This is a genomic window from Burkholderia sp. Tr-862 (genome assembly GCF_011753085.1).
GTDB lineage: Bacteria > Pseudomonadota > Gammaproteobacteria > Burkholderiales > Burkholderiaceae > Burkholderia > Burkholderia ambifaria.
In genome coordinates this window covers 1-23,164 of record NZ_VWWG01000068.1, presented here as the reverse complement: position 1 = coordinate 23,164, position 23,164 = coordinate 1, and the positions used below count along the sequence as shown (strand labels likewise).

Here is a 23,164-nt window from a genome sequence, read left to right as displayed (position 1 = left end):
TCCATCTTAAAGACCATCCGAGTACGTGACATGGCTGAAAAACCGGAATTCTTTGCTGAAACGCCGACCGGGCTGGACGATGGCGCAGACCCGTTCGTATTTCGGCGGGATGCGTTTTCCGACGTGCTGGAGCTGATCCGCATCCGGGGCAATACGGTGTTCACCTGCGCGGCATCGGCGCCGTTCGGGTTGCGCTTTCCTGCCGGCAAGTACCGGCTACACATCATCCGCAGCGGCAGCGTGACGATCGAGGTGGAGGGGCTCGACGCGCGCTATCAAGCGTCGCAGGGCGACCTCGTCATGCTGATGCATGGCCACGGCCATGTCATCGCCGACCGGCCGGGCCGCTCCGCCCGGCTCGTCACGGATCTCGCGCCACAGTACTACGACCGTGAACGCCTGACGATAGGTAGCGGCGACACCACGTGGCTGTGCGGCGATTTCGGCTTCGACGGCGTGCTGTCGCAGCGCCTGCTGTCCGTGCTGCCGCCGGTGCTGGTGCTGAAGGGCTTGCGGGAGCGGCCGTTCGAGTGGCTCGAGCTGAGCTGCCATTTCATACTCGACGAGGCGTTGAGCCCGCGCGCGGGCGCCGCCGCGATGATCTCCCGCTTGCTCGACGTGATCTTCGTCCAGTTGCTGCGCACCTGGGCGACGGAAGGGGCGACGGGCCACGGCTGGTTGTCCGGCGCGATCGACAGCCGGATCAATCCGGCGATGTCGGCCATGCACGCGGATCCCGGCCGCGCCTGGACCGTCAACGACCTCGCCGAGCTGTCGAGCCTGTCCCGCTCGGCGTTCGCGGATCGGTTCCAGCGTGTCGTGGGCCAGGCGCCGTTGAGCTATCTGACGACCTGGCGTCTCGATCGGGCCGCGGAGCTGTTGCGCTACAGCCGCGCGCCGGTAGCCGATATCGCGAACCGCGTCGGCTATACGTCCGAGGCGGCGTTCAGCCGCGCGTTTCGCGGACGGTACGAGATGTCGCCGATGCAGTGGCGGCGAGCCAATACAGAATAGGTCCGCGCGAGGCTTGGCGTGGGCGGCGCCGATGTACGGTGAGACATCGGCGCCGTGGTTGCGTCTATCACGCCCAAGGCGCGACCGACGCGCCCGTGATCCCATGGCGCCTCAATGCATCCGCGACGAAGCCCGACGCCTTCATTTCCTCGACGAACGCGCCGAGCAACGCGGCCGCCGCTTCGCCGCGGCTCTTGGGTACCCCCATCGCCTGGCGGATCACCATGAAGCGCTCGTCGAGCAGGCGCAGGCCGGGCGTCTTCGCCGCATCGGCTTCGAGTTGCTGCTTCACGCCCGCCGCGACTTCGAGCTGCTGTTCGACGAACGTCGGCACGACGGCCTGCGACGTCGGCGCGCGCACGATCTGCGCGGCTTTCAGCTCGCGCGTGAGGAACAGGTCGTACGCGCTGCCCTTGCCGACCGCCACGCGATTGTGCGGCTGGTCGACGTCCGCATTGCCGCGGATCGGCGAATCGTCGCGCACGAGATAGAAGCCTTCGATCAGCACGTAGGGCGCGGTGAACGCAACCGTTTCGCCGCGCAGCGGATCGACCGCGAAGAAGCCGAAATCGGCGCGTTCTTCGGTCAGCGCCTGCACCGATTTGCCGGCGCCATCGAACACCACGAGCTCGAGCTCGGCCGACAGCCGCTCGGCGAACGCGCGCGCGAGGTCGATCGACACGCCAAACGGCTCGCCGGTTGCCGGGTCGCGGTTCGCGAGGATCGGGTTGCCGAGATTGATCGACGCGCGCAGCTTGCCGGTCGGCGTGAACGCGGAGAGGACGGAAGGGTCGATGGTCATGAAAGGCCTCGCGGGGAATCGGTGCGCCGGTCGCACGGGCGCTCGGGATTTGAGAATGGCACGGATGCGCGACAGCGCATCGAGCGTATGCGGCAGATGTGCGATTACTTGACCGCCACTTCCGTATGCACGACTTGCGGCGGGCTCTTGAAGAACGGGCCGGCCAACTGCCGCCACGCCTGGAAGTCATCAGATTGCCGGAAATGCACCATGTGATCGTCCACGGTGTCCCACTTGACGACGAGCAGGTAGCCGCCGCTGCGCTCGATCACGCGATGCAGCTCGGCGCCGCCGCAGCCGCGCGCACGCGCGAACAGCGGGAGTGCCTGGCGAACCGCCGCTTCGAAGGGCTCGGCCTGCGACGGATCGATTTCGAGCGATGCCATTTCCAGAATCATGAATGCTCCATACAGGTTGAAAGATGCGAATGGATCGTGACGCGAGGCGCGACGCGCGCCGCACATTCGGGAACGATACCGTAATTCGGCATCCCGTTCGGCCGAGCCGCCTGATGGCGTACCGCAAGGCCGTCGATCGCGACCAGGCAAAACGGCGTTGCCGCGAATACGCGACGCCGATCGACCTGCTGCTTGTCGATCCGCGCGAGGCGGCGGCTGATTTCAAGAAGCTTCACCTGCATAATGCGGTGCGGGAGAAGACGAGCGATTGAGGTGCGCGGTCCGGCATCGAGATCGCCTGATTGCCACGCTACATTCAATTCCGGAGAGAGGAGCTCGACATGGCAGAACTTGACGACGTGCTTTACGAGCGGATCGGCGCACTGAGCGAGGCGGGCGATGCCTTGGTAGAAGACGGGGACTACGCAGGCGCGCTGGCGAAATACTGGCAAGCATTCGACCTGCTTCCCGAACCCAGGACCAACTGGGAGGCCGGAACCTGGTTGATGGCAGCCATCGGCGACACGAATTTCCATCAAGGCGACTACGAGGCCGGACGCGACAATCTCGGCCATGCGATGCATTTCCCCGACGCGATCGGCAATCCGTTTCTGCACCTGAGGCTCGGTCAGTGCCAGTTCGAGCTCGGCAATCTCGACCGTGCCGCGGACGAGTTGATGCGCGCCTACATGGGTGGCGGCCCGGAGCTGTTCGAGGACGAGGACGACAAATACCTGCGGTTCCTGGCAACGCGGGCGGAAGGGATCAAGACACCCTGACACGGGCATTCGCTCCGCGCACGGATCAGCGTTTTCCCCGATGTGGAAGCGGCGGCACAGGCCGATGTCACAGAGGTAGTGAAGACAATTGATCCGAGGCCAATTATGACGACATCCGCGATGAACGGAGCGAACGATGCACTACCCGAAACGATCGCCGAAGCCGCATCCGGCGACACCGCCGCCGCTGCGTCGATCCTGCTGGTCGACGATGAACCGAGCGTGCTGTCCGCGCTCAAGCGCGTGTTGCGGCCCGCGCGCTACGGCGTCCTGACCGCCGACAGCGGCGAAGCGGCGCTCGAGATCCTGGCGTCGACCGAAGTCGACCTGATCGTGTCCGACATGCGCATGCCGAACATGAGCGGCGCGGCGTTTCTGTCGCGCGCCCGCTCGCTGTACCCGGACACGATGCGCATCCTGCTGACCGGCTATTCCGACATCGCGTCGATCGTGGAGGCCGTCAACGAAGGCGGCGTGTACCGCTACCTGAACAAACCGTGGGACGACCACGACCTGCTGATGACGATCGAGCAGGCGCTCGAGCAGCGGCGCTTGCGCGCCGAAGCCGCGCGGCTCGCCGCATTGACCGAAGCGCAAAACGAAACGCTGCGCCGCTTCAATACGGAACTCGAAACACAGGTGCGCGCGCGCACCGAGGAGCTCGCGCAAACCGTGATGTTCCTCGAAGCGGCGCAGGCCGACCTGAAAAGCAGTTTCACCGCGATGGTCCAGGTATGCGCGAGCATGATCGAACTGCGCTGCGGGACTGCCGGCGGGCATGCGATGCGCGTCGGCGAGATCGCGCGGCATCTCGCGCTGTCGGCCGGGATGAGCAACCTGCACGCGCAGGACGTCTATTTCGCCGGGCTGCTGCACGGCATCGGCAAGCTGTCGCTGCCCGACGAGCTGCTGCACAAGCCGCTCGTGAAGATGACGACGGACGAACACAGCCTGTTCCAGCAGCACCCGCTGCGCGCGCAGATGGTGCTCACGCCGGTCGCGCAATTGCACAAGGTCGCGTCGATCGTGCTGCACCAGTACGAGCGATACAACGGGCGCGGCACACCGGACGGCCTGACGGGCGACGCGATCCCGCTCGGCTCGCGGATCGTCGCGATCGCGCGCGACTTCGAAGGGCTGCGCAACGGCGAGATTGGTGCGCCGCACTCGGTCGAGCAGGCGATCGACGTGCTGCACTCGCAGGCCGGCGTGCGTTATGACCCGCTGCTCGTCGCGCGCTTCATCGAACTGATGCGGCATCCGGCGAGCCTCGGCATCGCGACGTCCGTCGCGGAGATCCAGTCCGCGCAGCTGCGCGAAGGGATGCAGCTCGCCGACGATCTGCGCACGCATCGCGGCGTGCTGCTGATGACGAAGGGCAGCGTGATGTCGGCGCATCAGATCGAACTCGTACGCCGCTTCGAGGCACGCGAAGGGACACCGTTCGACATTCTGGTGCTGACCGGTGCCGCCGCGTCGAAGCAGGCACCGGCCGACGCCGCGCCGCCGGCCTGACGTCGCGTACCGCACGGCCGCGGCGCGCGATCGTCCGTGCGCCGCGGCAACGCGTTCATCTCGACCGAGGGCTCGATCATGCATGGCACCTACGATCCGCTGCTTGTCCTGCTGTCGCTCGTCATCGCGACGCTGGCCTCCTATACGGCGCTCGACCTGGCCGCGTTCATTTCGCTGCTCGACAACCCGAAGCTCAAGCTCGCATGGCTTGGCGGCGGCGCGGCCGCGATGGGCACCGGAATCTGGTCGATGCATTTCGTCGGCATGCTGGCGCTGTCGCTGCCGATCCCGCTCGGCTACGCGCTGTCGGATACCGGCGCGTCGCTGGCCATCGCGGTGCTCGTGTCGTATTTCGCATTGAACGTCGTCACGCGTGCACGGTTGCGCCGCCGGCGCCTGCTCGCGGGCGGCGTGCTGATGGGCGCCGGGATCGTCGGGATGCATTACACGGGGATGGCCGCGATGCGCATGGCGCCCGGCATTCGCTACGATTCCGTGCTGTTCGCGGCGTCGATCGGCATCGCGGTGATCGCGTCGACTGCCGCGCTCTGGATGGCGCAGGCGCTGCGCGTGCAACAGGCGCGCCATGCGACCGCGCTGCGCATCGGTGCGGCGCTGATCATGGGCATCGCCATCACGGGCATGCACTACACGGCGATGGCGGCCGCGCATTTCGCGCCGGATGCGCGATGCGGCGCGGCGAACGGGATCGATGGGCCGTGGCTTGCGACGACGATCGCGCTGTTCACGATGGCGACGCTGATCGTCACGCTGCTGGTGTGCCGTTTCGATGCGCGTACAACGTTTCTGCGCGGGATGACGGATACGCTCGAGCGGCTGGTGCGATTGCGGACCGCGGAACTCGAAACGGCGTTGCGACGCTATGAGCAGACGACGGCGATGCTGCAGCGCACCCGCGAGAACATGGCGACCGAGATCGACGAGCGCAAGGCGGCGCAGATCCGGCTCGAGCAGGAGAAGGACGAACAGCGGCGCCTGCTGCGGGCGCTCGAGGAAACGCACGTGCAGCTGCTGCAGTCGGAAAAACTCGCATCGATCGGCCAGCTCGCGGCCGGCGTCGCGCACGAGATCAACAATCCGGTCGGCTTCATCAGCGCGAACCTCAACACGCTGAAGACGTGGGTGCGCAGCCTGCTCGACGTGATCGCCGCGCATGAGGCCGCGCTGCCGCAGCTGGAACCCGCACAACGTGACGCGCTGGCCGCGATGGGGCGCGTCGCCGATCTGGACTACGTGCGCGACGAGATCGCGACGCTGATCGACGAGTCGATCGACGGCGCGCTGCGGGTGCGACGCATCGTGCAGGACCTGCGCGATTTCTCGCGGCCGGGCAGCGGCGAATGGTGCGTGGCCGACATCCATGCGGGCCTCGAGAGCACGCTCAACGTCGTCCACAACGAACTCAAGTACAAGGCCGACATCGTGCGCGAGTACGGCGACGTGCCGCACGTCGAATGCCTGCCGTCGCAATTGAATCAGGTATTCATGAACCTGCTCGTCAACGCGGCGCACGCGATTCCCGAGCGCGGCGTGATCACGATCCGTACGTCGAGCGACGACGAACAGGTGTCGATCGCGATCAGCGACACCGGCGCCGGCATGACGCCCGACATCGTTCGGCGGATCTTCGATCCGTTCTTCACGACGAAGCCGGTCGGGCAGGGCACGGGGCTCGGCTTGTCGGTGTCGCACGGCATCGTCGAGCGCCACCGCGGCGCAATCGACGTGACGAGCGAGCCGGGGCGCGGCACGACCTTCCGCATTCGACTGCCGATCCGGCGCGCGAACGCGAACGCGAGCGTGAGCGAGACGGCGGCAGTCGGGCCGCGCGCGTGAGCGCGATGAGGGGCATCGTCGCCGCTATCGCTTGCGCCGCCGCCGTCGAAAGAAATTCCAGAACATCGCGGTCGCGTCCGGCCCCGTCGCGGAGTGGAACGCTTCGCGCGGATCGCCGCCGCTCCACGCGTGCGCCAGGCGGCGAACGATGCAGACCCGGACGATCACCCGGCCGCCGCGCAGATAGTCCGTGTAATCCGCATCGTCATGTGCGTAGGTATGCCGCTCGCCGACGCGCAGCTCACCGTGTTCGTCGATGAGCCGATTGATCCGCGCGAACGCGACGCCGAGCTGCAGCGCGTTCTGCTCGGCGACGACCGTATCGAGTCCGCCATGCACGACGAGCGCAGGCATGCCCGGATAAGCGCGCACGTCGACGCATGCGTCGACGACGCGTATCGGGTCGTCGCGCAGGCCGCGGCGCATCAGGCTCATCGCGGCCATCGTCGACAACGGCGGCGCGATGGCCGGACCGGAATGAAGGCCGACGGCCGCGAACCGATCGGGATACGCGAGCGCCAGCTGCGCGGCCAGCCCGGCGCCGGCCGACATGCCGGCCAGATAGATCCGGTCGCGGTCGAACCCGCGCTCCCGCACGATCGCGTCGATCAGCGACGCAACCGCCGGGAGCTCCGACTGCGACGCATCGCCATGCCAGTTCCAGCAGCGATGCGCATGGGCGGTCTTCGCCTGTTCGGGAAACAGCACGGCAAACCCGGCACGCTCCGCGACGCGGCACATGCGCGTGCCCGCGGCGAACGACTCGGCTGTCTGCTTGCAGCCGTGCAGCATGACGACGACCGGCATGCCCTCGGTCGTTGCCGGTGCGGCGGGCAGGTACAGCGCGTAGGCAAGATGGTTGACGAGGCGGCCGGCGGCCGGGCGCGCGGAATGAAACGAACGCAGCCAGGTGCCCGGTGCGTGGCGCGGCGACGGGTGGGCGGCCGGCGCCGGCGTGCGGGTGCGACGCGGCGTCCGTACAGTGGCGGGGCGTTTGACCGACGCCGCCGGTTTGGCTGTCTTTCGTTTCGGTCGCGCGCTCGTCGCGGCGGAAAACAGGTCGAAAGGCCGGAGCCAGAGGCTGGTTTTTTTCCTGGGCATGGACGAATCTCGTGCCGGTGGCTCGCGCAACAGCATGCGGCGCGGCCGGCCGTCGGATGGAAGTCGAATGCGGGCAGAGCACGATTCGTGCTTGCGGGAAGCGTCCGCGTCGAAGCGGTCTCGCAGGGCCGACGCGAACGCGGCTGGCGGAGTAAATACCACGCCACGCGACATCCTTACAGACGGGTCGCGATTCGCACGGGCCACGCGGCATGCTAGCAGGCACCGCTCGCATCGGGTGCGATGGTTTCATGACGGATCGGTGAATGTTTCGACCCTGTCGTGGGGCGGGGCATCGGTGCCGCCGTGCTGCGCGAGCCGATTGCCGACGCGGCGCGATGCGTTACCGGCCGTCGACGGCGCGGTTCGCGAGATGGTCGACCATCCGCTGGGCGGCGGGCTGCAGCGTATCGAAGCGCTGGAAACACACGATGAAGCGGCGCTTCGCCCATGAGTCGGTGAGTGGAATCATGTGCACGCCGAGCGACTGCCGGTAAGCCGCCGCGACTTCGACGGGAATGACGCTGATGCCCAGGCCGGCGGCCACGACGCGAAACGCCGCGTCGAAACTCGACACGATCACGCGATACGACACGGTCCGGCCGCGGTCCGCGGCCGCCCGCTTGAGCATCGTATGAACGGCGGTGGCCGGCGGCAAGCCGACGTGCTCGAATTCGAGCGTGTCGTCGAAGCCGATCGACTGACGGCCGGCGAGCGGATGCTCGGGATGCACGGCGAGCGCCAGCTGGTCATGGCGATAGGACCGCGCCTGCAGCCCTTGCAGGTCGACGTTGTCCCAGCACACGCCGAGCGCGGAAGCCCCTTCGCGCACCTGCCGGACAAGATCGCGCGACAGACGCTCTTCCACGTCGACCTTGATGTTCCGGTTGGCGGGGTCTCGCATGAACGACGCGATGTCGTCCAGCAAGACTTCCGCGATCGCCGATGCCGACGCGCAGATGCTCACGCGCCCCTGCAGCCCGTCGCCGATCGCGGTGACGTCGGCCGCGATCCGCTCCATCGTGAACAGCATGCTGCGCGCATGCTCGAGCAGCGCGATGCCGGCCGGCGTGGGCGTGACGCCGCGTCGTGACCGCGTGAGCGCAGGCACGCCGAGATCGCTTTCGAGCTGCGCAATGCGCTTGCTGATCGCCGAAGGCTCGATGTGCGCTTCTTGCGCGGCACGCGCGATATTGCCGTGATCGCACACCGCCACGAACAGCCGCAATGTCTTGAGGTCGATGTCGCGCATCGGTGCAGTCTCCGCGTGTCGAAACGTTCCGGACCGGAAGTTTTCGGCTCGATTCCGCCGCTTTCCGGTTCTTCGGGAATGTCAGAAATTACCACGACGAGGGCGACGCGTCGCTCCGCCCGTATTGCTTTCGAAATGCCTTCATGGCGTGGCGTGGAGGGATTCCGTTTCGGAACGATTTCGGTTCCAAACCGGTGCTTTACGTTTTTTCGGGAATCTCTAAAGTGGGGCTATCGCCGGCGTGTGACGACCGGCCACCGATTGCGGAGACAGCCACGCCATGCCTTCTTTTCCCACCCACGTCGTGATTCGCGAGGTCGGATTGCGCGACGGCCTGCAAAGCATCCAGGCCGTTCTGCCGACCGCGCGCAAGCTCGAATGGATCGCCGGCGCGTACGCGGCCGGCCAGCGCGAGATCGAAGTCGGCTCCTTCGTGCCGGCGCGGCTTCTGCCCCAACTGGCGGATACCGCCGAACTCGTCGCGTACGCGAAAACGCTGCCGGGCCTCGCCGTGTCGGTGCTGGTGCCGAATCTCAAAGGCGCGCAGCGCGCGCTCGAAACCGGCGCCGACCTGCTGCTCGTGCCGCTGTCCGCGAGCCGCGAACACAGCCTCGCGAACCTGCGCAAGACGCCCGATGAAGTCGTCGCCGAGGTCGCGCGCATCCGTGCCGAGCGCGATGCCGCCGGGTCCACGACGCTGATCGAAGGCGGTATCGGCACGGCATTCGGCTGCACGATCCAGGGGCGCGTCGAACCGGACGAGGTCCTGCGCTGCATGCAGGCGTTGCTCGATGCGGGCGCGGATCGCGTCAGCATCGCCGATACGGTCGGCTACGCGGGGCCGGCTGCCGTGCGCGCGCTGTTCGAGCGGGCGCGTCGCGTCGCCGGCGAGCGCTTCTTTTGCGGTCACTTTCACGATACGCGCGGTCTCGCGCTCGCCAACGTCTATGCCGCGCTCGAAACCGGCGTCGCGCGTTTCGACGCGACGCTCGCCGGCATCGGCGGATGCCCGCACGCGCCGGGCGCAAGCGGCAATGCGTCGAGCGAAGACCTGGCGTTCATGCTCGCCGACATGGGCATCGACACCGGCATCGACCTGCCGGCGCTGCTGGCGCTGCGCGCGAAGGTCGCGCGCTGGCTCGACGGCGAATCGCTGCACGGCGCGCTGTGGCGGGCCGGCCTGCCGAAAACCCATCGCGCGTCGATCGCGCTCAATGTCTGAGGACCTCATGGAAACCAACGCAAGACTTCCGCTCGACGGCGTGCGCGTGATCGAGTTCACGCACATGGTCATGGGGCCGACGTGCGGGATGATCCTCGCGGATCTCGGCGCGGAGGTCATCAAGATCGAGCCGCCCGGCGGCGACAAGACCCGCAAGTTGCCGGGCCTCGGCATCGGCTTCTTCCGCACCTTCAACCGCAACAAGAAGAGCGTCGTCCTCGACATCAACACCCCGGAAGGCAAGGACGCGGCAGTCGAACTGATCGGCACCTGCGACGTGATGCTCGAGAATTTTCGTCCGGGCCTGATGACGAAACTTGGTCTGGACTACGACACGCTGTCGAAGGTGTTCCCGCGGCTCGTCTATGTGTCGCACAAGGGCTTCCTGCCCGGGCCGTACGAGAAGCGGCTCGCGCTGGACGAAGTCGTGCAGATGATGGGCGGGCTGTCGTACATGACGGGGCCGGTGGGCCGGCCGTTGCGCGCGGGAACGTCCGTCAACGACATCATGGGCGGCATGTTCGGTGCGATCGGCGTGCTCGCCGCGCTGCGCGAACGGGAAGTCACCGGGCGTGGCCAGGAAGTGCAAAGCGCACTCTTCGAGAACTGCGTGTTCCTCTGCGCACAGCACATGCAGCAATACGCAATGACGCATGAAGCGCCGCCGCCGATGCCCGCGCGCGTGTCCGCATGGAGCGTGTACGACGTGTTCACGCTTGCCGACGACGAGCAGCTGTTCATCGGCGCCGTCAGCGACAAGCAGTTCGTCACGTTATGCGACGTGCTCGGCCGGCCGGATCTGCCCGCCGAGCCGCGCTTTGCCAGCAACGCGCTGCGGGTTGCAGTCCGGCCGGCATTGCTCGACGTTCTCGGCGACATCCTGAAGGGCCACCGGGTCGACGAACTGACGCCGAAGCTCGAAGCCGCGGGCATTCCGTATGCACCGATCGTGCGACCGGAGCAATTGCTCGATGATCCGCATCTGAAGGCCAGCGGCGGCCTCGTGCCGATGGAGACCGACGACGGCACGACGACCGATGTCGTCCTGCTGCCGCTGACGATGGGCGGCCGCCGGCCGGGCGTCCGGCAGGCGCTGGCCCGGGTCGGCGAACACACGCACGAGATTCTTTCGCGGCTGACCGGCCGCGCGGCCGCATGACCCTCTACCGCCTCGGCAGCGAGCCGATCCGTCGAGGTGTTGCAGCACGAAACCGTTGAGAACCGCGCGCCGCGCATGACGTGCGCGACGCGCACCACCGGCAGACGGACCACGATCGAACAACAAGGCCGTCGACATTCGCCGTATCAGGAGACAGACATGCAGCCCACCGTCACCGCGGATTCGCGTCCGCATGATTCGCCCTTCATCGATGTCGACGTCATGCCGGGCGCCGCGATCGCCGCGCGTATGGATCGTCTGCCGATCACCCGCCATTTGTGGATGCTGGTGCTACTGATTTCACTGGGCGGCTTTTTCGAAGTCTACGACCTGATCTTCACCGGCTATATCGCGCCGGGCATGGCGAAGAGCGGCGTGCTGCAAACCACCACGCACGCGTTTTTTGGCTTCACCGGGATCGCCGGCTTCATCGCCGCGACGTTTGCCGGCCTGTTCGTCGGTACGTTCGGGCTGGGCTGGATGCCCGATCGCTACGGCCGGCGCGCGGTGTTCACGGTGTCGCTGCTCTGGTATTCGATCGGCTCGGTGATCATGGCATTTCAGACGACCGCCGAAGGCATGATCCTCTGGCGCTTCATCACCGGAATCGGCGTCGGGGTCGAGATCATCACGATCGACAGCTACGTGACGGAACTCGTCCCGCAGCAGATGCGCGGCCGCGCGATGGCGTTCAACCAGAGCGTGATGTTCGCGGCGGCGCCGGTCGCCGCGATCCTGTCGTACTGGCTCGTGCCGACCACGGTGTTCGGTATCGACGGATGGCGCGTCGTGGTGCTCGCGGGCGCGCTCGGCGCGTTGCTGGTGTGGTTCATCCGGCGCGGTGTGCCGGAGAGTCCGCGGTGGCTCGCGATGCACGGACAGGTCGACAGGAGCGACGCGATCGTGCGGCACATCGAGGCGATCGTCGAACGTCAGTCGGGGCGGCCGCTGCCGGCGCCGTCGCCGATCGTCGAACAGCCGCGGCATCGGCGCGCATCGCTCGCGGAGTTGTGGCAGCCGCCGTATCGTTCGCGCCTCGTGATGCTGATCGTCTTCAACTTCTGCCAGGCGATCGGCTATTACGGTTTCGCGAACTGGGTGCCGACGCTGTTGATCAGCCAGGGCATCACGGTCACGAAAAGCCTGCTCTATTCGTTCATCATCGCGTTCGCGTTGCCGGTCGGGCCGCTGCTGGCGATGGCCGTCGCCGACCGGATCCAGCGCAAATACCTGATCGTCGGCGGCGCGCTGGTCGTGATCGTATGCGGGACCGCGTTCGCGCAGGTCAGGGCCGTGGTGCCGCTCATCCTGCTCGGCGTGTTGATCAGTTTCGCCGGCCAGATCATCTCGGTCTGCTACCACGCTTACCAGGCAGAGTTGTTCCCGACCGCCGTGCGGTGCCGGGCCAACGGGATCGTGTATTCGGCCAGCCGGGTTGGCGCGATGATGTCGGGTTTTTCGATCGCGTTCCTGCTGCGGGATTTCGGGTTGCCCGGGGTATTTGCCGGCATCACGGCGTGCATGCTGGCGGTCGCGGTATCGATCGGGTTCTTCGGGCCGAAGACCAACGGCCTGCGCCTCGAGGAACTGAACCGTTGACGGACCGTTGCAGCGGGTGCGCGGTCCGTGCTCGTCGCTGGCGCTGATCCAGCAACGTCCCGCTCGCTACGCTGAACGCAGCGCCCGCCCGGGAAGCCCGCGCGCCGCAGATCCTGCATGAAGGCATCTCGAAGGGCGGGGGGCGGCGCGCTTGCCGCCGTAAAACTTTACCGATACGTCCACACCCGATGTATCACGAACATCGTCGGCGGGATCAGCAGCGCGATCGCGACGATGGCCCAGCCGCGCGGCACGTCGAGCAGTTCGGCGGCGCGCGCGAGCAGCATCGTTTCGGCGAAGCCGGCCAGCGCGACCGTCAGATAGCGCACCAGGTTGCGCGAATGCACCGTCGACGAGAAGCTCCACAGCGTATTCGCGAGATACGAGAACGCCGTCGCGCACACGAACGCGACGGCATTCGCGAGCACCTGCGTGGCGTCGAGCAGCGCATACATCGCGGATGCGACCAGCACGTGCAGCGCGGTCGAGCCGAGTCCGGACAGGCCGAAGCGCGCGAGCCGCACGCGCTCGGCGCAGAGCAGTTCGAACATCGCTATCTCCGCCGGTCAGCGTGTGCCGACCCGCACGCGTGCCGGCTGGACGCGGCGGCGTGCGGCCGTGCGCCGCGTATCGCGCGCGACCGGCAGCTCGATCACCTTGGCGTGCGCCTCGTAGCGGCGGCGAATCAGATAGACGGGACGTTGCTTCGACTCGTCGTAGATGCGTCCGATGTACTCGCCGACCACGCCGATGCCGACGAGCTCGATCCCGCCGATGAACAGCGTGACCGACAGCAGCGACGCATAGCCGAGCACCGGGTTGCCGAACAGCAGCGTACGGCCCACGATGAACGCGCCGTACAGGAACGCGAGCGCGGCGATGCCCAGGCCGATATAGGTCCAGCTGCGCAGCGGCACGGTGCTGAAGCTCGTGATTCCCTCGAGCGCGAAGTTCCACAGCTTCCATCCGGAGAACTTCGAGTGCCCGGCGCTGCGCGCTTCGCGCTGGTACTCGATGATCACGGTCTGGTAGCCGACCCACGCGAACAGCCCCTTCATGAAGCGATGCCGCTCCGGCAGGCTGCGCAGCGCGTTCACGACCTTGCGATCCATCAGCCGGAAGTCACCGACGTTCTCCGGCAGCTTCACGTCCGACAGCAGGTTGTGGACACGGTAGTAGATCGAGGCGGCGGTGCGCTTCGCGAACGAATCGCACGCGCGGTTGCTGCGCTTCGCGGCGACGACTTCCACCCCGTCGCGCCAGTGCTCGAGCATTACCGGAATCAGGCTCGGCGGATCCTGCAGGTCGGCGTCGAGCGGGATCACGGCGTCGCCGGCGGCTTCGTCGAGGCCAGCCGTCAGCGCCGCTTCCTTGCCGAAGTTGCGTGTTAGATCGATGACGCGCACGCGGCGATCGCTCATGCTGATCCGGATCAGGCGCTCGAGCGTGTCGTCGCGGCTGCCGTCGTTGACGCAGACGATCTCGAAGCGGATCGCGTCGAGGCCGGCCATCAACGGAATCACGACGTCGAAGAAGCGTTCGACGGCTTCGCCTTCGTTGTAGAACGGCACGACCAGCGAGACGAGTGGTGTGTAGAGTGATTCGCGCATGATGGTTCCCCTGTGATCGCGTGTCAGCGGTCGATGCCGAAGGTCGGGCGGCCGGTGCGGCGCAGTCCGTGCGCCGGGCGGTGATGTGAGCGCAACGGATGCGTGAAGCCGGTTTCGGTCGTGTTGTCGCGTGCGTCGGGCATCGACGGCACGTCGTGCCGTTCCCGTGCGATCCGGCTGACGAGCAGCGCCAGCGACGCCAGCGTGACGAGCGGCATGAATTGGAACGACAGGTGCGATACCAGCACGAGGCCAGCGAGCGGCATCACCCACAGCAGCAGCAGCCATTCGCGATCGAAGCGCCGCCAACCGTGCGTCCATGCATAGCGTGCGTACCAGGCGATCACGAGCCCGTACCAGGTCAGGTCGTAGTCATACAGATAAGGGCTGACGATCAGGCAGGCGCAGGCGAGGGTCGCCGCGCGCAGCGCGTACGAACACGCGCCGCGCCACGCGTACACGACGGCGATCGCGGCGGTCGCGGCCGACAGCAGCTGCAGCGCGCGCGCGACGGCGGCGGGCCAGCCGGCCATCGTGGCGAGCGCGAACACGGTGGGCATGCGCGCGAGCCTGGCGTGGCCCGCGCCGACGATCTGGTATGCATCGTTGATCCCGTGCACGAACGCGACCCACGAACCGATCCCGAACGCGAGCGTGGACAGTGCGACGCCGCCGGCGATGGTCGCGGCCCACGCGGCCAATGCGCGCCATTGGCCGGCGCACAGCAGCGCGAGCGGGAACAGGATCGCCATCTGCGGCTTCATCGTCAGCAGGCCGAAGCAGATGCCGGCGATGACGGGGCGGCGGCTCAGCGTGAGCAGCCCGACGCCGGCGAGCGTCGCGGTGAAGAGGCTCGTCTGCCCGACGATCACCGTGAGAAACGCGCCGGGGAACGCGAGCGCGCAGAGCAGCGCGGCATCGCGCTGCACGGTGGCGCGGATCGTCACCGCGAACAGCAGGTAGGTGATACCGAGCCACAACACCAGCGCGAGCAGGTACGGCATCCAGCCGAGCGGCAGCACCAGCAGCAGCATGGTCGGCGGATAGAGCCACGGCAGCGAGCCGTTCGCCGCGCTGATCGTCGGGATCGCGAGTTTCTCGATCGCGAAGAGCGACGGGAAATGCCATGCGTCGATCGCGTGCCCGAGCGCCGCGAGCCGTGCGGCGCTCCAGATCGGCGCGAGATCCTGCGCGAGCGGTTCGGGCACGGACGTATGCGACCCATGCACGCGTGCGACGTAGAGGCAGATGAACAGCAACTCGGCGAGCAGTACCGCTGCCGCATAGAGGCGCACCCGATCACGATTGAGCCAATGCGGGAAACGGCGGGGCCCTGCGATCGGCAGCTCGGGATGGGCGTCGATCGTCGAACCGACGTGCAGGAGGGAGAGCGGCGATTTCATTTCGCGCTCCGCGGCGCAAGGCTTGCGCGACGCACGACGACGAACAGGACGGCGAGCAGCACGATCGGGCCGATCTGCGGCAGCTTCGTGATCCGGTTGAACACCTCGAATATCGGCAGCAGCCACGCGAGCACGATCACGATCTGATCTCCCGGCAGCCAGCCATCCTCGAGTCCGTGCGCGATCACGCAGAAGACCGCGATGCCGAGCCACGCCAGTTCGTAATGCCACAGATAGGGTGTCGTCAACAGCGTGGCGACCGCCAGCGCCGCGCCGCACAGCCGCATGTCGGCCGTGCGGCGCCACACATGGACGGCGGCTGCGATGGCGAGCAGTCCGACGGCGGCTTGCGCGGCGAGCGCGATCGGAATCGATGCACCCGCGAGCCGCAGCGCCGCGAACGTCGTCGGTGAAACGAACCAGTACGCAGGAAGGGTGAAATGCATGCCGCGCACGATCGACATCGCCTGAGCCAGGCCGGTCAGCGAGCTGGTGCCGGTCAGCGCAATGCCGGCCACCACGAACAGCGCGGTCGTGAGCGCCGCCGCCGCGAAGGTGCGCCATGCACGCGCCGCGATCAGCACGAACGGAAACACAATCGCCATCTGCGGCTTGATGGCGAGCAGCCCGATCAGCACGCCGGCGACGATCGGGCGCGGGCCGAGGAAATGCAGCGCGAGCGCGGCGATACCGGCGGTCAGGATGCTGTTCTGCCCGTACAGGATGGACCCGAACACGCCGGAATAGGCGAGCACGACGAGCGCGGCGGCGCGCGGAACAGGCAGGTACGCACGCAGGCCCGACAGTCGCAGGACGGCGTACGCATAGCATAAAAGGCTGCCCGCAAAAAAGAGGAAATACGCGGGCAGGAAAGGCACGAGGGCAATCGGCGCGACGAACAGCAGCATCGTCGGCGGATAGAGCCAGGGCAGCGATTGGTGACCCAGATAGGCCCCGAACTGCGCTACCTCGGCATGGGAGAAGAAGACCGGATCGTAGATCGCTGCGGCATGGCCTTGCAGCACGAGTTGAGAGGCGGTCCAGAAGACGGAGAAGTCGACGCCCGGCCGGGCGGTGGTCTGCGACGTGAAGGCATCCGTGACGGCGCCCCAGGTGATCAGGAAGCCAACACAGAGCATCAGCATGATGCAGCTGTACGGAATGATCCTGTCCGCTGTCAGCCATTGAGCACAGCGTTTGGCGCGATAGCGCACTCCACGATTGGCTGTGTACATGATGCCCCGTCTGCAGTGAAGGCCGCCTGGTGTGCCGCAGCCTTTTTGTGTTGTCGTGTATCCGGAGCGAATCGCATTCAATGGCGCTGTCCGGTGAATGCATTGTTGGAGAAAAAATCGCGTGACGCAAACCGCGGGCTGAATCGTGAAATATCGATTTGGCGGCGACACGGCTGAAAACCGGGTTTTTACGTCTGAAAAAACCGCGCCGGCGCAAATGATGTTTCTCGCTTGAAACATTCCGGGTTTTTGGCCGGTCCGGCACGTCTCGGAACCAGCGTCCGGGGAGCGGCCTCGCGCATTCGGGAAAATCCCGAGAAAATTTTTTGGTGCCTTGCACGGCGCGGCGGCGCTCACGCCGCGACCCCACGGCGACCGGCAGGCGTATATCAAATCTGAAACATTTCGCGCATCGGGCCGAAGCCCGACTGGCGGGCGAATCGCCCGAACCCTTGCTGCGCCTGGCTTTCTTTTCGGCTGGCCTGCTCTTTGCGTCAAGGTCCGCACGACAGTCGACGATGTGATGAATGACCGGTTCAAGCAACGGACTCACCCAACCGGACTGAATCACCTGCGGAAAGCAACGGATCGAGGGCGCGTCGGGGAATACGCCGCCCAGGCCTTGAAAACCGCCGGAAACGTCGACCGAACAAATAGGCGACGGCATCGTCCGCGCAACAAGAATCACATGACAGCATTGGGGAATAAAAATGAAAGACCAGAGCACGCCGTGGCTTGCATGCCGCGCAGAAGACCCGCAGCAGCATCGACGCGCTTGCGTCACCCGTTCAATTCGAATCCATGCGCCGGACGGCAGTCGTTCCGTTCCGCTCGATCGTCGCGTCTCGGCGATCGAATCGCGCATGCGCATCGCCCGCTCCAGCTCACCGACATACGCTCGCCCGGACAGTCTCGACGACTGCCGTGCCTGTTGCTGAGCGCAGCATCCGAATCGCTTTGTTGTGCCGGTAGTACCCGCTCCCCGCGTCGATCCCCGACAACGGGATTTTAATAGTAGTGCGAAAGGAGAAGAGCCATGTTCACGTTCATCCAGAAGGTCCGCGGTTTCGTCCAAGACGAACAAGGTGTGACGGCCATCGAATACGGCCTGATTGCTGCACTGATCGCAGTCGGACTCGTTGCTGCGCTTACGGCGGTCGGAACGGATCTCAAGACCGTGTTCAACACGATTGCCGACGATCTCAACGCGGCCATCTGAATGGCGGGGCGACGAACGGTGGGTCCGGCCCGTTCGTCGCCATCCCGTCACGCGTGCAGGGCCGGACGCAACCCCAACAGATGTCGGATGGAACGAACGGCGGATGGCTCGGCCGGTGCAGTGCTCGAGCCGCCCCCGCTCTTTTGATCAAACCGAATCGGAGGACGCCATGCGGATCAGGGTACATGCAGGTGCGATATCGCGATGGATCGCCGACGAGCAGGGCGTGACGGCGATCGAATATGCGCTGCTTGCAGCGATGTTCGCCACCGTCGTGCTGGGAGCCGTGGTCACGCTGAAAGGCTCGCTCGAGGATATGTACAACATGATCGCGTCGATCGTGACCGCGGCGGTCGAAACCGCGCTGGGTCAGTGATTCCGGCCATTACGTCCAATCGAGGTTCGCCATGTTGCTGCCTGCCGCGCTGCCTTACCCGGTTCCGTTGTGCGTGACGCTGCTCGCGATCGTCGCGGCCAGCACCGACATCACGAGCCGACGCATCCCGAACCGGCTCGTCGCGCTCGGTCTGGTCGGCGCGCTGATCGCACAGTGCGCGCTGCATGGCATCCAGGCAGGTGCGCTTGCATGGCTGGCGGGCGCGGCGACCGGCTTCGGCCTGCTGCTGCCGTTCTATCTGCTGCGCGGAATGGCTGCAGGTGACGTGAAGCTGATGCTCGCGATCGGCGCATGGGTCGGCGCGCAGATGACCTTCTACATCGTGCTGGCCACCTTTCTGGTCGGCGGGATCGGCGCGATCGGCTTTGCGCTGCTGCGCGGACGCATGCGCCAGATGTGGGCGAACGTGTGGGCGCTGATCGCGCACCGCGCGACCGGCGCGTATGCAGGGGCAACCGACGGCCCCATGGAAGTCGCGTCGGTTGGCGCGTTGCCGTATGGCGTGGCGATTGCCGCCGGCACGCTGGGCATGCTGTTCGTTTCGTCTGTATAGAGCGTGACGAACCCGCAACGAGGATGAAACGCACATGAACACGATCCCCACCGAACCGAAACGCGACGCGCAGGTTGCACACCTGCCGTATCCGCCGCCGTCGCGGGAGGTGCATGCGAAACCGGGCGCGCTGCTGCCGCCGGCGCCGCGCTCGCTCGAGGAAACCGGCTTGACCCAGGCGTTCGTCGCAGGGCTCGTGCTGAAGTCGACGCTGGTGCTCGGTCGCCCGTCGTACGGCGTCCTGATCGAGCGCCACTGCCTGCCGCTCGCGGTGCTCGACGACGTCTTCGCGTTCCTGGTGCGCGAGCATCTGGTCGAACTGACCCATCGCGGCAAGACGGACCTCGACGTGACGTTCCGCCTGACCGACGCGGGCCGTGTGCTCGCGCTCGAAGAGCGTGCGCGCAGCAGTTACAGCGGACCCGCGCCGGTGACGCTCGACGCGTATCTCGACTGCGTGTCCACCCATTCGGTGCGCAAGCTGCGCGTGGCCCAGAACGACGTGTGGGCCGTATTCGAAGGCGTCGTCATGGACACGGCGATCCTCGATTCCGCGGCCGCCGCGCTCAACGCCGGCCGTCCGCTGCTGATCCACGGCCCCGCCGGCAGCGGCAAGACCTTCCTCGCGGAGCGGCTCGGCGCGCTGATGGGCGGCCACGTGCCGGTGCCGCATGCCATTTACGCCGCCGGCGAAGTGATCCAGGTCTACGACCCGATCGTGCATGTCGACGCGGCGTCGCAAGCCGACGGCCAATCGGTCGATCGCCGGTGGTGCCTGTGCGAGCGGCCGGTCGTGATGTCCGGCGGCGAGCTGACGCTCGACGAGCTCGACCTGCGCCGCGACGAAGGGGCGGGCTTCTACCAGGCGCCGCCGCACATGAAGGCGAACATGGGCATGTACATCGTCGACGATCTCGGCCGCCAGCGCGTCGAGCCGCGCGACCTGCTCAACCGCTGGCTGCGCCCGCTCGACCGCGGCGTCGATTTCCTGACGCTCGAGTCCGGTAATCGTCTCGTGCTGCCGTTCGACGTCTGGCCGGTGTTCTCGAGCAACCTGGCACCGGAGCAGTTCGCCGACGACGCGTTCCTGCGCCGGCTGGGTTCCAAGCTTCACGTCGGCGCGTTGTCGATCGACCACTACCGCGCGGTGTTCGATGCCGCATGCGCGTCGCTCGGGCTGGTGCCGGCGCACGACGCATTCGACTATCTGCTGTACCGGCTGCACCTGCCGAGCGGCAAGGCCTATCTCGCATGCTTCCCGATGGATCTGCTGCGCCTCGTCGCCGCCGGCGCGCGGTATCGCGGCGATCCGCCCGAAGTGACGCACGACGCGCTGTACGACGCATGGGCCAGCTATTTCGGCTCGGCGCCCGAGCGCGACGGCGTGCATCCGCCGCCTGTCGAGCACGGCGGGCGCACGTACATCACCGGTTGAGCCGTTTCTTTCACGATTCGTTGAGGAGCATTGCCATGAAAAACAGTCGAGCGCTCTTGATGCTGATCATCGCGATGGTCGCGGGGCTTGCCGCGGTCGTGTTCGCGTCCCGCTGGCTGATGAATACCTCCAGCAGCTCGGTCACGTCGGTCGCGGTGGCGACCACCGACCTGAACCTGGGCGAGCCGCTCGGGCCGAACCAGATCCATATGGTGAGCTGGCCGTCGGGCAGCGTGCCGACCGGCGCGTTCGCCGACACGAAGGAGCTCGAAGGGCGCGTCGTGCGCACGAGCCTCGCCCGCGGCGAGCCGGTGATCGAGTCGAAGCTCGCGCCGGTCGGCACGAAGGGCGGGCTGTCCGCGGTGATTGCCGACGGCAGCCGCGCGATCACGGTGCGCGTGAACGACGTGGTCGGCGTCGCGGGCTTCGCCCTGCCGGGCAACTACGTCGACGTGATCGTCAACACGCAGGAACAGCAGGGCAAGACCGACGGGCAGAGCATCTCGAAGATCGTGCTCGAGCACATCCTCGTGCTCGCCGTCGCACAGCAGGTCAGCCGCGACGACACCGCACCGAAGGTCGTCAACGCCGTGACGCTCGAAGTCACGCCCGATCAGGCCGAACGCCTCGACCTCGCGCGCAGCGTCGGCACGCTGTCGCTCGTGCTGCGCAACCAGGTCGACCAGAAGACGCTGACCACCGACGGCGCAACCAAGCTGACGTTGCTCGGCAAGGCCCCGGTACCCGACGCGACGCCCGCACCGGCACCCGCGCACGTACGGACCGTGCGCGTGCATGTCGCGTCGCACGCCGCACCGGAAGGGCGCCGCGATTGCGTCGGTGTGCTGACGGGCGTGCACGGCAGCGTCGAATGTTTCTGAACACGCAAAACACATCCAGATAACCAGATTAACCAGATCGGCCGCCGTCAGGGCACGGCGGCCTTGCAAGGCAAAAGCCGGCGTCTCGCCGGTCACTCGGGGGATCAGACGAAATGAAGATCAATCCGCAATACTCAGGTACCGGCCCGGTGCGCACGCGCATCGCACGGGGCGCGATGATGGCCGCGATCCTCTGTGCAGGAACGCTGACCGTGTACAGCGCACTGGCCCAGGAAGGCGCCGAATCGGCTGCGCTGATGAAGGGCGGTGCCAGCGCGCCGGCCGCCGTCGCGAAGGGGCCGATGCAGATGACGATCAGCATGGCGCCGGCGCCGGCCGCCGCGGCCGCCGCGTCGGCGGCGCCGATGCGCGGGCCGAACTGCGTGGGCGCGGTGCGTGATGCGACCAGCGTCAGCGTGCCGCTCGGCAAGTCGCTGCTCGTGCCGATGCCGGAGCCGGTGCGCAACCGCACCATCGGCAACCCGGCCGTCGCGCAGGCGACGATGGTGTCGCCGCAGACGCTGTACATCCTCGGGCTGTCGGTCGGCACGACCAACATGATCGTGCAGGGCAGAAGCGGTGCGTGCCGCGTGATCGACGTGGCGGTCGGCGCGGACGCCGGCGGCCTGCAGGCGTCGCTGCAGCAGCTGATGCCGGGCGAGCGCGACATTCACGTGTCGACCGCCGCCGGCACGATCGTGCTGGCAGGCAACGTGTCGAACTCGCAGGCCGCGCAGCAGGCCGTGCAGATCGCCCATGCGTACAGCGACAGCGCCGGTGACGGCAGCGGGGCCGGCAAGGGCGCCGGCGTGCTGAACATGCTGGCCGTCACGTCGCCGCAGCAGGTGATGCTCGAGGTGAAGGTCGCCGAAGTGTCGAAGACGCTGATCAACCAGATGGGCAGCGCATTCAACATCCAGGGCGGCTTCGGTTCGTGGAGCGGTGCGCTCGTCAGCAACCTGCTCGCGGGCGTTGCAAGCGGCGCGATCTTCAACAAGGCGAACAACAAGCCGTTCCGCGTCGCGGCCGATGTGCAGAACACCGACAACCTCGTCAAGATCCTCGCGGAGCCCAACCTCGTGACGATCAGCGGCCAGGAGGCGACGTTCCTTGCCGGCGGCAGGATCTTCATCCCGATCCCGCAGAGCGGTAGCAACGGCGTCTCGTCGATCACGCTGCAGGAAGAGGAATTCGGCGTCGCGCTGAAGTTCACGCCGACGGTGCTGGCCAACGGCCGGATCAGCCTGAAGGTCGCGCCGGAAGTGTCGGAACTGTCGCAAACGGGCGTCACGCTGAGCGCGTCCAACATCGGCGGCACGTCGATCCTGCCGCTGATCACGACGCGGCGCGCGTCGACGACGGTCCAGATGAGCGACGGCGAATCGTTCGCGATCGGCGGGCTGATCAAGGACAACGCGACCGGCGCGCTCAAGGCGATCCCGGGCGTCGGCGAGGTGCCCGTGCTCGGCGCGCTGTTCCGCAGCACGTCATTCCAGCAGGACCGCACCGAGCTGATCTTCCTGATCACGCCGCACCTGGTGAGGCCGCTGCAGACCGCCGACGTGCCGCTGCCGACCGACAGCTTCTCGAAGCCGAGCGAAGCCGACGTGTACGCGACCGGCAACATGGAAGGCCGCAAGGGTGTCCGCAAGGCGGCCACGCAACCGTCGAACAGCGCGACGGATGCACCGCAGACGCCGGCTTCGGCACCGGCTCCCGCGCCGCAATCGGCA

Annotated in this window: 22 protein-coding genes; 14 read left to right on the top strand and 8 right to left on the bottom strand. The window is 66.7% G+C overall.

Annotation, left to right across the window (positions count from 1 at the left end; translation table 11 throughout):
• Window positions 1–30: 30 nt before the first annotated feature.
• Window positions 31–1,014 (top strand): AraC family transcriptional regulator, encoded by a 984-nt coding sequence (locus F3J14_RS19075; protein ID WP_166724335.1) that lies wholly within the window; start codon window positions 31–33, stop codon window positions 1,012–1,014.
• 67 nt (window positions 1,015–1,081) lie between these two features.
• Here the strand turns inward: F3J14_RS19075 and F3J14_RS19070 are convergent, their stop codons facing one another.
• Complete coding sequence (locus tag F3J14_RS19070) at window positions 1,082–1,816, bottom strand: ABC transporter substrate-binding protein (protein ID WP_166724334.1); 735 nt, start codon at window positions 1,814–1,816, stop codon at window positions 1,082–1,084.
• Between the two features lie 104 nt (window positions 1,817–1,920).
• Window positions 1,921–2,214, bottom strand: coding sequence for an antibiotic biosynthesis monooxygenase family protein (locus F3J14_RS19065; RefSeq protein WP_006753336.1), 294 nt, complete (start codon window positions 2,212–2,214; stop codon window positions 1,921–1,923).
• 113 nt (window positions 2,215–2,327) lie between these two features.
• On the opposite strand from F3J14_RS19065, the gene F3J14_RS19060 reads away from it, so the two are divergent.
• The 4 genes from F3J14_RS19060 (at window position 2,328) to F3J14_RS19045 (ending at window position 6,365) form a co-directional block, all read left to right on the top strand.
• On the top strand, window positions 2,328–2,486 hold the full coding sequence (locus F3J14_RS19060; RefSeq protein ID WP_211080368.1) for a hypothetical protein: 159 nt from the start codon (window positions 2,328–2,330) through the stop codon (window positions 2,484–2,486).
• A gap of 69 nt (window positions 2,487–2,555) precedes the next feature.
• Entirely contained in the window at window positions 2,556–2,993 is a 438-nt protein-coding gene (locus tag F3J14_RS19055; RefSeq protein WP_166724333.1) for a hypothetical protein, read from the top strand.
• Between the two features lie 105 nt (window positions 2,994–3,098).
• Complete coding sequence (locus F3J14_RS19050) at window positions 3,099–4,508, top strand: HD domain-containing phosphohydrolase (protein WP_166724332.1); 1,410 nt, start codon at window positions 3,099–3,101, stop codon at window positions 4,506–4,508.
• 78 nt (window positions 4,509–4,586) lie between these two features.
• Window positions 4,587–6,365 carry a histidine kinase gene (locus tag F3J14_RS19045; protein WP_166724348.1) on the top strand — a complete coding sequence of 593 codons (1,779 nt, stop codon included), beginning with the start codon at window positions 4,587–4,589 and terminating at the stop codon, window positions 6,363–6,365.
• Between the two features lie 24 nt (window positions 6,366–6,389).
• Here the strand turns inward: F3J14_RS19045 and F3J14_RS19040 are convergent, their stop codons facing one another.
• Window positions 6,390–7,466 carry an alpha/beta fold hydrolase gene (locus F3J14_RS19040; protein WP_166724331.1) on the bottom strand — a complete coding sequence of 359 codons (1,077 nt, stop codon included), beginning with the start codon at window positions 7,464–7,466 and terminating at the stop codon, window positions 6,390–6,392.
• A 343-nt stretch (window positions 7,467–7,809) separates the two neighbouring features.
• Window positions 7,810–8,718, bottom strand: coding sequence for a LysR family transcriptional regulator (locus tag F3J14_RS19035; RefSeq protein WP_166724330.1), 909 nt, complete (start codon window positions 8,716–8,718; stop codon window positions 7,810–7,812).
• Window positions 8,719–8,998: 280 nt separating this feature from the next.
• Here F3J14_RS19035 and F3J14_RS19030 point away from each other — a divergent pair, with 280 nt between their 5' ends.
• The 3 genes from F3J14_RS19030 to F3J14_RS19020 all read left to right on the top strand — a co-directional run bounded on the left by F3J14_RS19030 (window position 8,999) and on the right by F3J14_RS19020 (window position 12,698).
• Window positions 8,999–9,940, top strand: a complete 942-nt coding sequence (locus F3J14_RS19030; protein WP_166724329.1) for a hydroxymethylglutaryl-CoA lyase — start codon at window positions 8,999–9,001, stop codon at window positions 9,938–9,940.
• Window positions 9,941–9,947: 7 nt separating this feature from the next.
• On the top strand, window positions 9,948–11,099 hold the full coding sequence (locus tag F3J14_RS19025) for a CaiB/BaiF CoA-transferase family protein (RefSeq protein ID WP_166724347.1): 1,152 nt from the start codon (window positions 9,948–9,950) through the stop codon (window positions 11,097–11,099).
• Between the two features lie 159 nt (window positions 11,100–11,258).
• The gene (locus F3J14_RS19020; RefSeq protein ID WP_166724328.1) at window positions 11,259–12,698 is read left to right on the top strand and encodes an MFS transporter; all 1,440 of its coding nucleotides are present in this window, start codon (window positions 11,259–11,261) and stop codon (window positions 12,696–12,698) included.
• A 167-nt stretch (window positions 12,699–12,865) separates the two neighbouring features.
• Here F3J14_RS19020 and F3J14_RS19015 read toward each other — a convergent pair whose 3' ends face one another.
• From F3J14_RS19015 to F3J14_RS19000, 4 genes are read right to left on the bottom strand one after another with little or no spacing between them, the layout of a single operon-like run.
• Window positions 12,866–13,249: a GtrA family protein gene (locus tag F3J14_RS19015; protein ID WP_166724327.1), complete on the bottom strand. Its 384-nt coding sequence runs from the start codon at window positions 13,247–13,249 to the stop codon at window positions 12,866–12,868.
• Between the two features lie 15 nt (window positions 13,250–13,264).
• Window positions 13,265–14,308, bottom strand: a complete 1,044-nt coding sequence (locus F3J14_RS19010) for a glycosyltransferase family 2 protein (RefSeq protein ID WP_166724326.1) — start codon at window positions 14,306–14,308, stop codon at window positions 13,265–13,267.
• Window positions 14,309–14,331: 23 nt separating this feature from the next.
• A complete protein-coding gene (locus F3J14_RS19005) occupies window positions 14,332–15,711 on the bottom strand; it encodes a glycosyltransferase family 87 protein (RefSeq protein ID WP_166724325.1) in 1,380 nt (459 codons plus the stop codon).
• Window positions 15,708–16,946 (bottom strand): glycosyltransferase family 87 protein, encoded by a 1,239-nt coding sequence (locus F3J14_RS19000; protein ID WP_166724346.1) that lies wholly within the window; start codon window positions 16,944–16,946, stop codon window positions 15,708–15,710. Before F3J14_RS19000 ends, F3J14_RS19005 begins: the two co-directional genes overlap by 4 nt.
• A 1,036-nt stretch (window positions 16,947–17,982) precedes the next feature.
• On the opposite strand from F3J14_RS19000, the gene F3J14_RS18995 reads away from it, so the two are divergent.
• The 6 genes from F3J14_RS18995 to F3J14_RS18970 all read left to right on the top strand — a co-directional run.
• Complete coding sequence (locus tag F3J14_RS18995; protein ID WP_006753345.1) at window positions 17,983–18,165, top strand: Flp family type IVb pilin; 183 nt, start codon at window positions 17,983–17,985, stop codon at window positions 18,163–18,165.
• Window positions 18,166–18,334: 169 nt separating this feature from the next.
• Complete coding sequence (locus F3J14_RS18990; RefSeq protein ID WP_166724345.1) at window positions 18,335–18,541, top strand: Flp family type IVb pilin; 207 nt, start codon at window positions 18,335–18,337, stop codon at window positions 18,539–18,541.
• Window positions 18,542–18,575: 34 nt separating this feature from the next.
• Window positions 18,576–19,115 carry a prepilin peptidase gene (locus tag F3J14_RS18985; RefSeq protein ID WP_166724344.1) on the top strand — a complete coding sequence of 180 codons (540 nt, stop codon included), beginning with the start codon at window positions 18,576–18,578 and terminating at the stop codon, window positions 19,113–19,115.
• A gap of 34 nt (window positions 19,116–19,149) precedes the next feature.
• Entirely contained in the window at window positions 19,150–20,550 is a 1,401-nt protein-coding gene (locus F3J14_RS18980) for an ATP-binding protein (protein WP_166724324.1), read from the top strand.
• A 35-nt stretch (window positions 20,551–20,585) separates the two neighbouring features.
• Entirely contained in the window at window positions 20,586–21,431 is an 846-nt protein-coding gene (cpaB, locus tag F3J14_RS18975) for a Flp pilus assembly protein CpaB (RefSeq protein WP_166724323.1), read from the top strand.
• 113 nt (window positions 21,432–21,544) lie between these two features.
• The coding region (locus F3J14_RS18970) for a type II and III secretion system protein family protein (protein WP_166724322.1) at window positions 21,545–23,164 on the top strand (1,620 nt) is incomplete at its 3' end.

Coding starts and splice junctions, on each gene's coding strand:
- F3J14_RS19075 (WP_166724335.1), top strand. CDS start 31: ATGGCTGAAAAACCGGAATTCTTTGCTGAAACGCCGACCGGGCTGGAC.
- F3J14_RS19070 (WP_166724334.1), bottom strand. CDS start 1,816: ATGACCATCGACCCTTCCGTCCTCTCCGCGTTCACGCCGACCGGCAAG.
- F3J14_RS19065 (WP_006753336.1), bottom strand. CDS start 2,214: ATGATTCTGGAAATGGCATCGCTCGAAATCGATCCGTCGCAGGCCGAG.
- F3J14_RS19060 (WP_211080368.1), top strand. CDS start 2,328: ATGGCGTACCGCAAGGCCGTCGATCGCGACCAGGCAAAACGGCGTTGC.
- F3J14_RS19055 (WP_166724333.1), top strand. CDS start 2,556: ATGGCAGAACTTGACGACGTGCTTTACGAGCGGATCGGCGCACTGAGC.
- F3J14_RS19050 (WP_166724332.1), top strand. CDS start 3,099: ATGACGACATCCGCGATGAACGGAGCGAACGATGCACTACCCGAAACG.
- F3J14_RS19045 (WP_166724348.1), top strand. CDS start 4,587: ATGCATGGCACCTACGATCCGCTGCTTGTCCTGCTGTCGCTCGTCATC.
- F3J14_RS19040 (WP_166724331.1), bottom strand. CDS start 7,466: ATGCCCAGGAAAAAAACCAGCCTCTGGCTCCGGCCTTTCGACCTGTTT.
- F3J14_RS19035 (WP_166724330.1), bottom strand. CDS start 8,718: ATGCGCGACATCGACCTCAAGACATTGCGGCTGTTCGTGGCGGTGTGC.
- F3J14_RS19030 (WP_166724329.1), top strand. CDS start 8,999: ATGCCTTCTTTTCCCACCCACGTCGTGATTCGCGAGGTCGGATTGCGC.
- F3J14_RS19025 (WP_166724347.1), top strand. CDS start 9,948: ATGGAAACCAACGCAAGACTTCCGCTCGACGGCGTGCGCGTGATCGAG.
- F3J14_RS19020 (WP_166724328.1), top strand. CDS start 11,259: ATGCAGCCCACCGTCACCGCGGATTCGCGTCCGCATGATTCGCCCTTC.
- F3J14_RS19015 (WP_166724327.1), bottom strand. CDS start 13,249: ATGTTCGAACTGCTCTGCGCCGAGCGCGTGCGGCTCGCGCGCTTCGGC.
- F3J14_RS19010 (WP_166724326.1), bottom strand. CDS start 14,308: ATGCGCGAATCACTCTACACACCACTCGTCTCGCTGGTCGTGCCGTTC.
- F3J14_RS19005 (WP_166724325.1), bottom strand. CDS start 15,711: ATGAAATCGCCGCTCTCCCTCCTGCACGTCGGTTCGACGATCGACGCC.
- F3J14_RS19000 (WP_166724346.1), bottom strand. CDS start 16,946: ATGTACACAGCCAATCGTGGAGTGCGCTATCGCGCCAAACGCTGTGCT.
- F3J14_RS18995 (WP_006753345.1), top strand. CDS start 17,983: ATGTTCACGTTCATCCAGAAGGTCCGCGGTTTCGTCCAAGACGAACAA.
- F3J14_RS18990 (WP_166724345.1), top strand. CDS start 18,335: ATGCGGATCAGGGTACATGCAGGTGCGATATCGCGATGGATCGCCGAC.
- F3J14_RS18980 (WP_166724324.1), top strand. CDS start 19,150: ATGAACACGATCCCCACCGAACCGAAACGCGACGCGCAGGTTGCACAC.
- cpaB (WP_166724323.1), top strand. CDS start 20,586: ATGAAAAACAGTCGAGCGCTCTTGATGCTGATCATCGCGATGGTCGCG.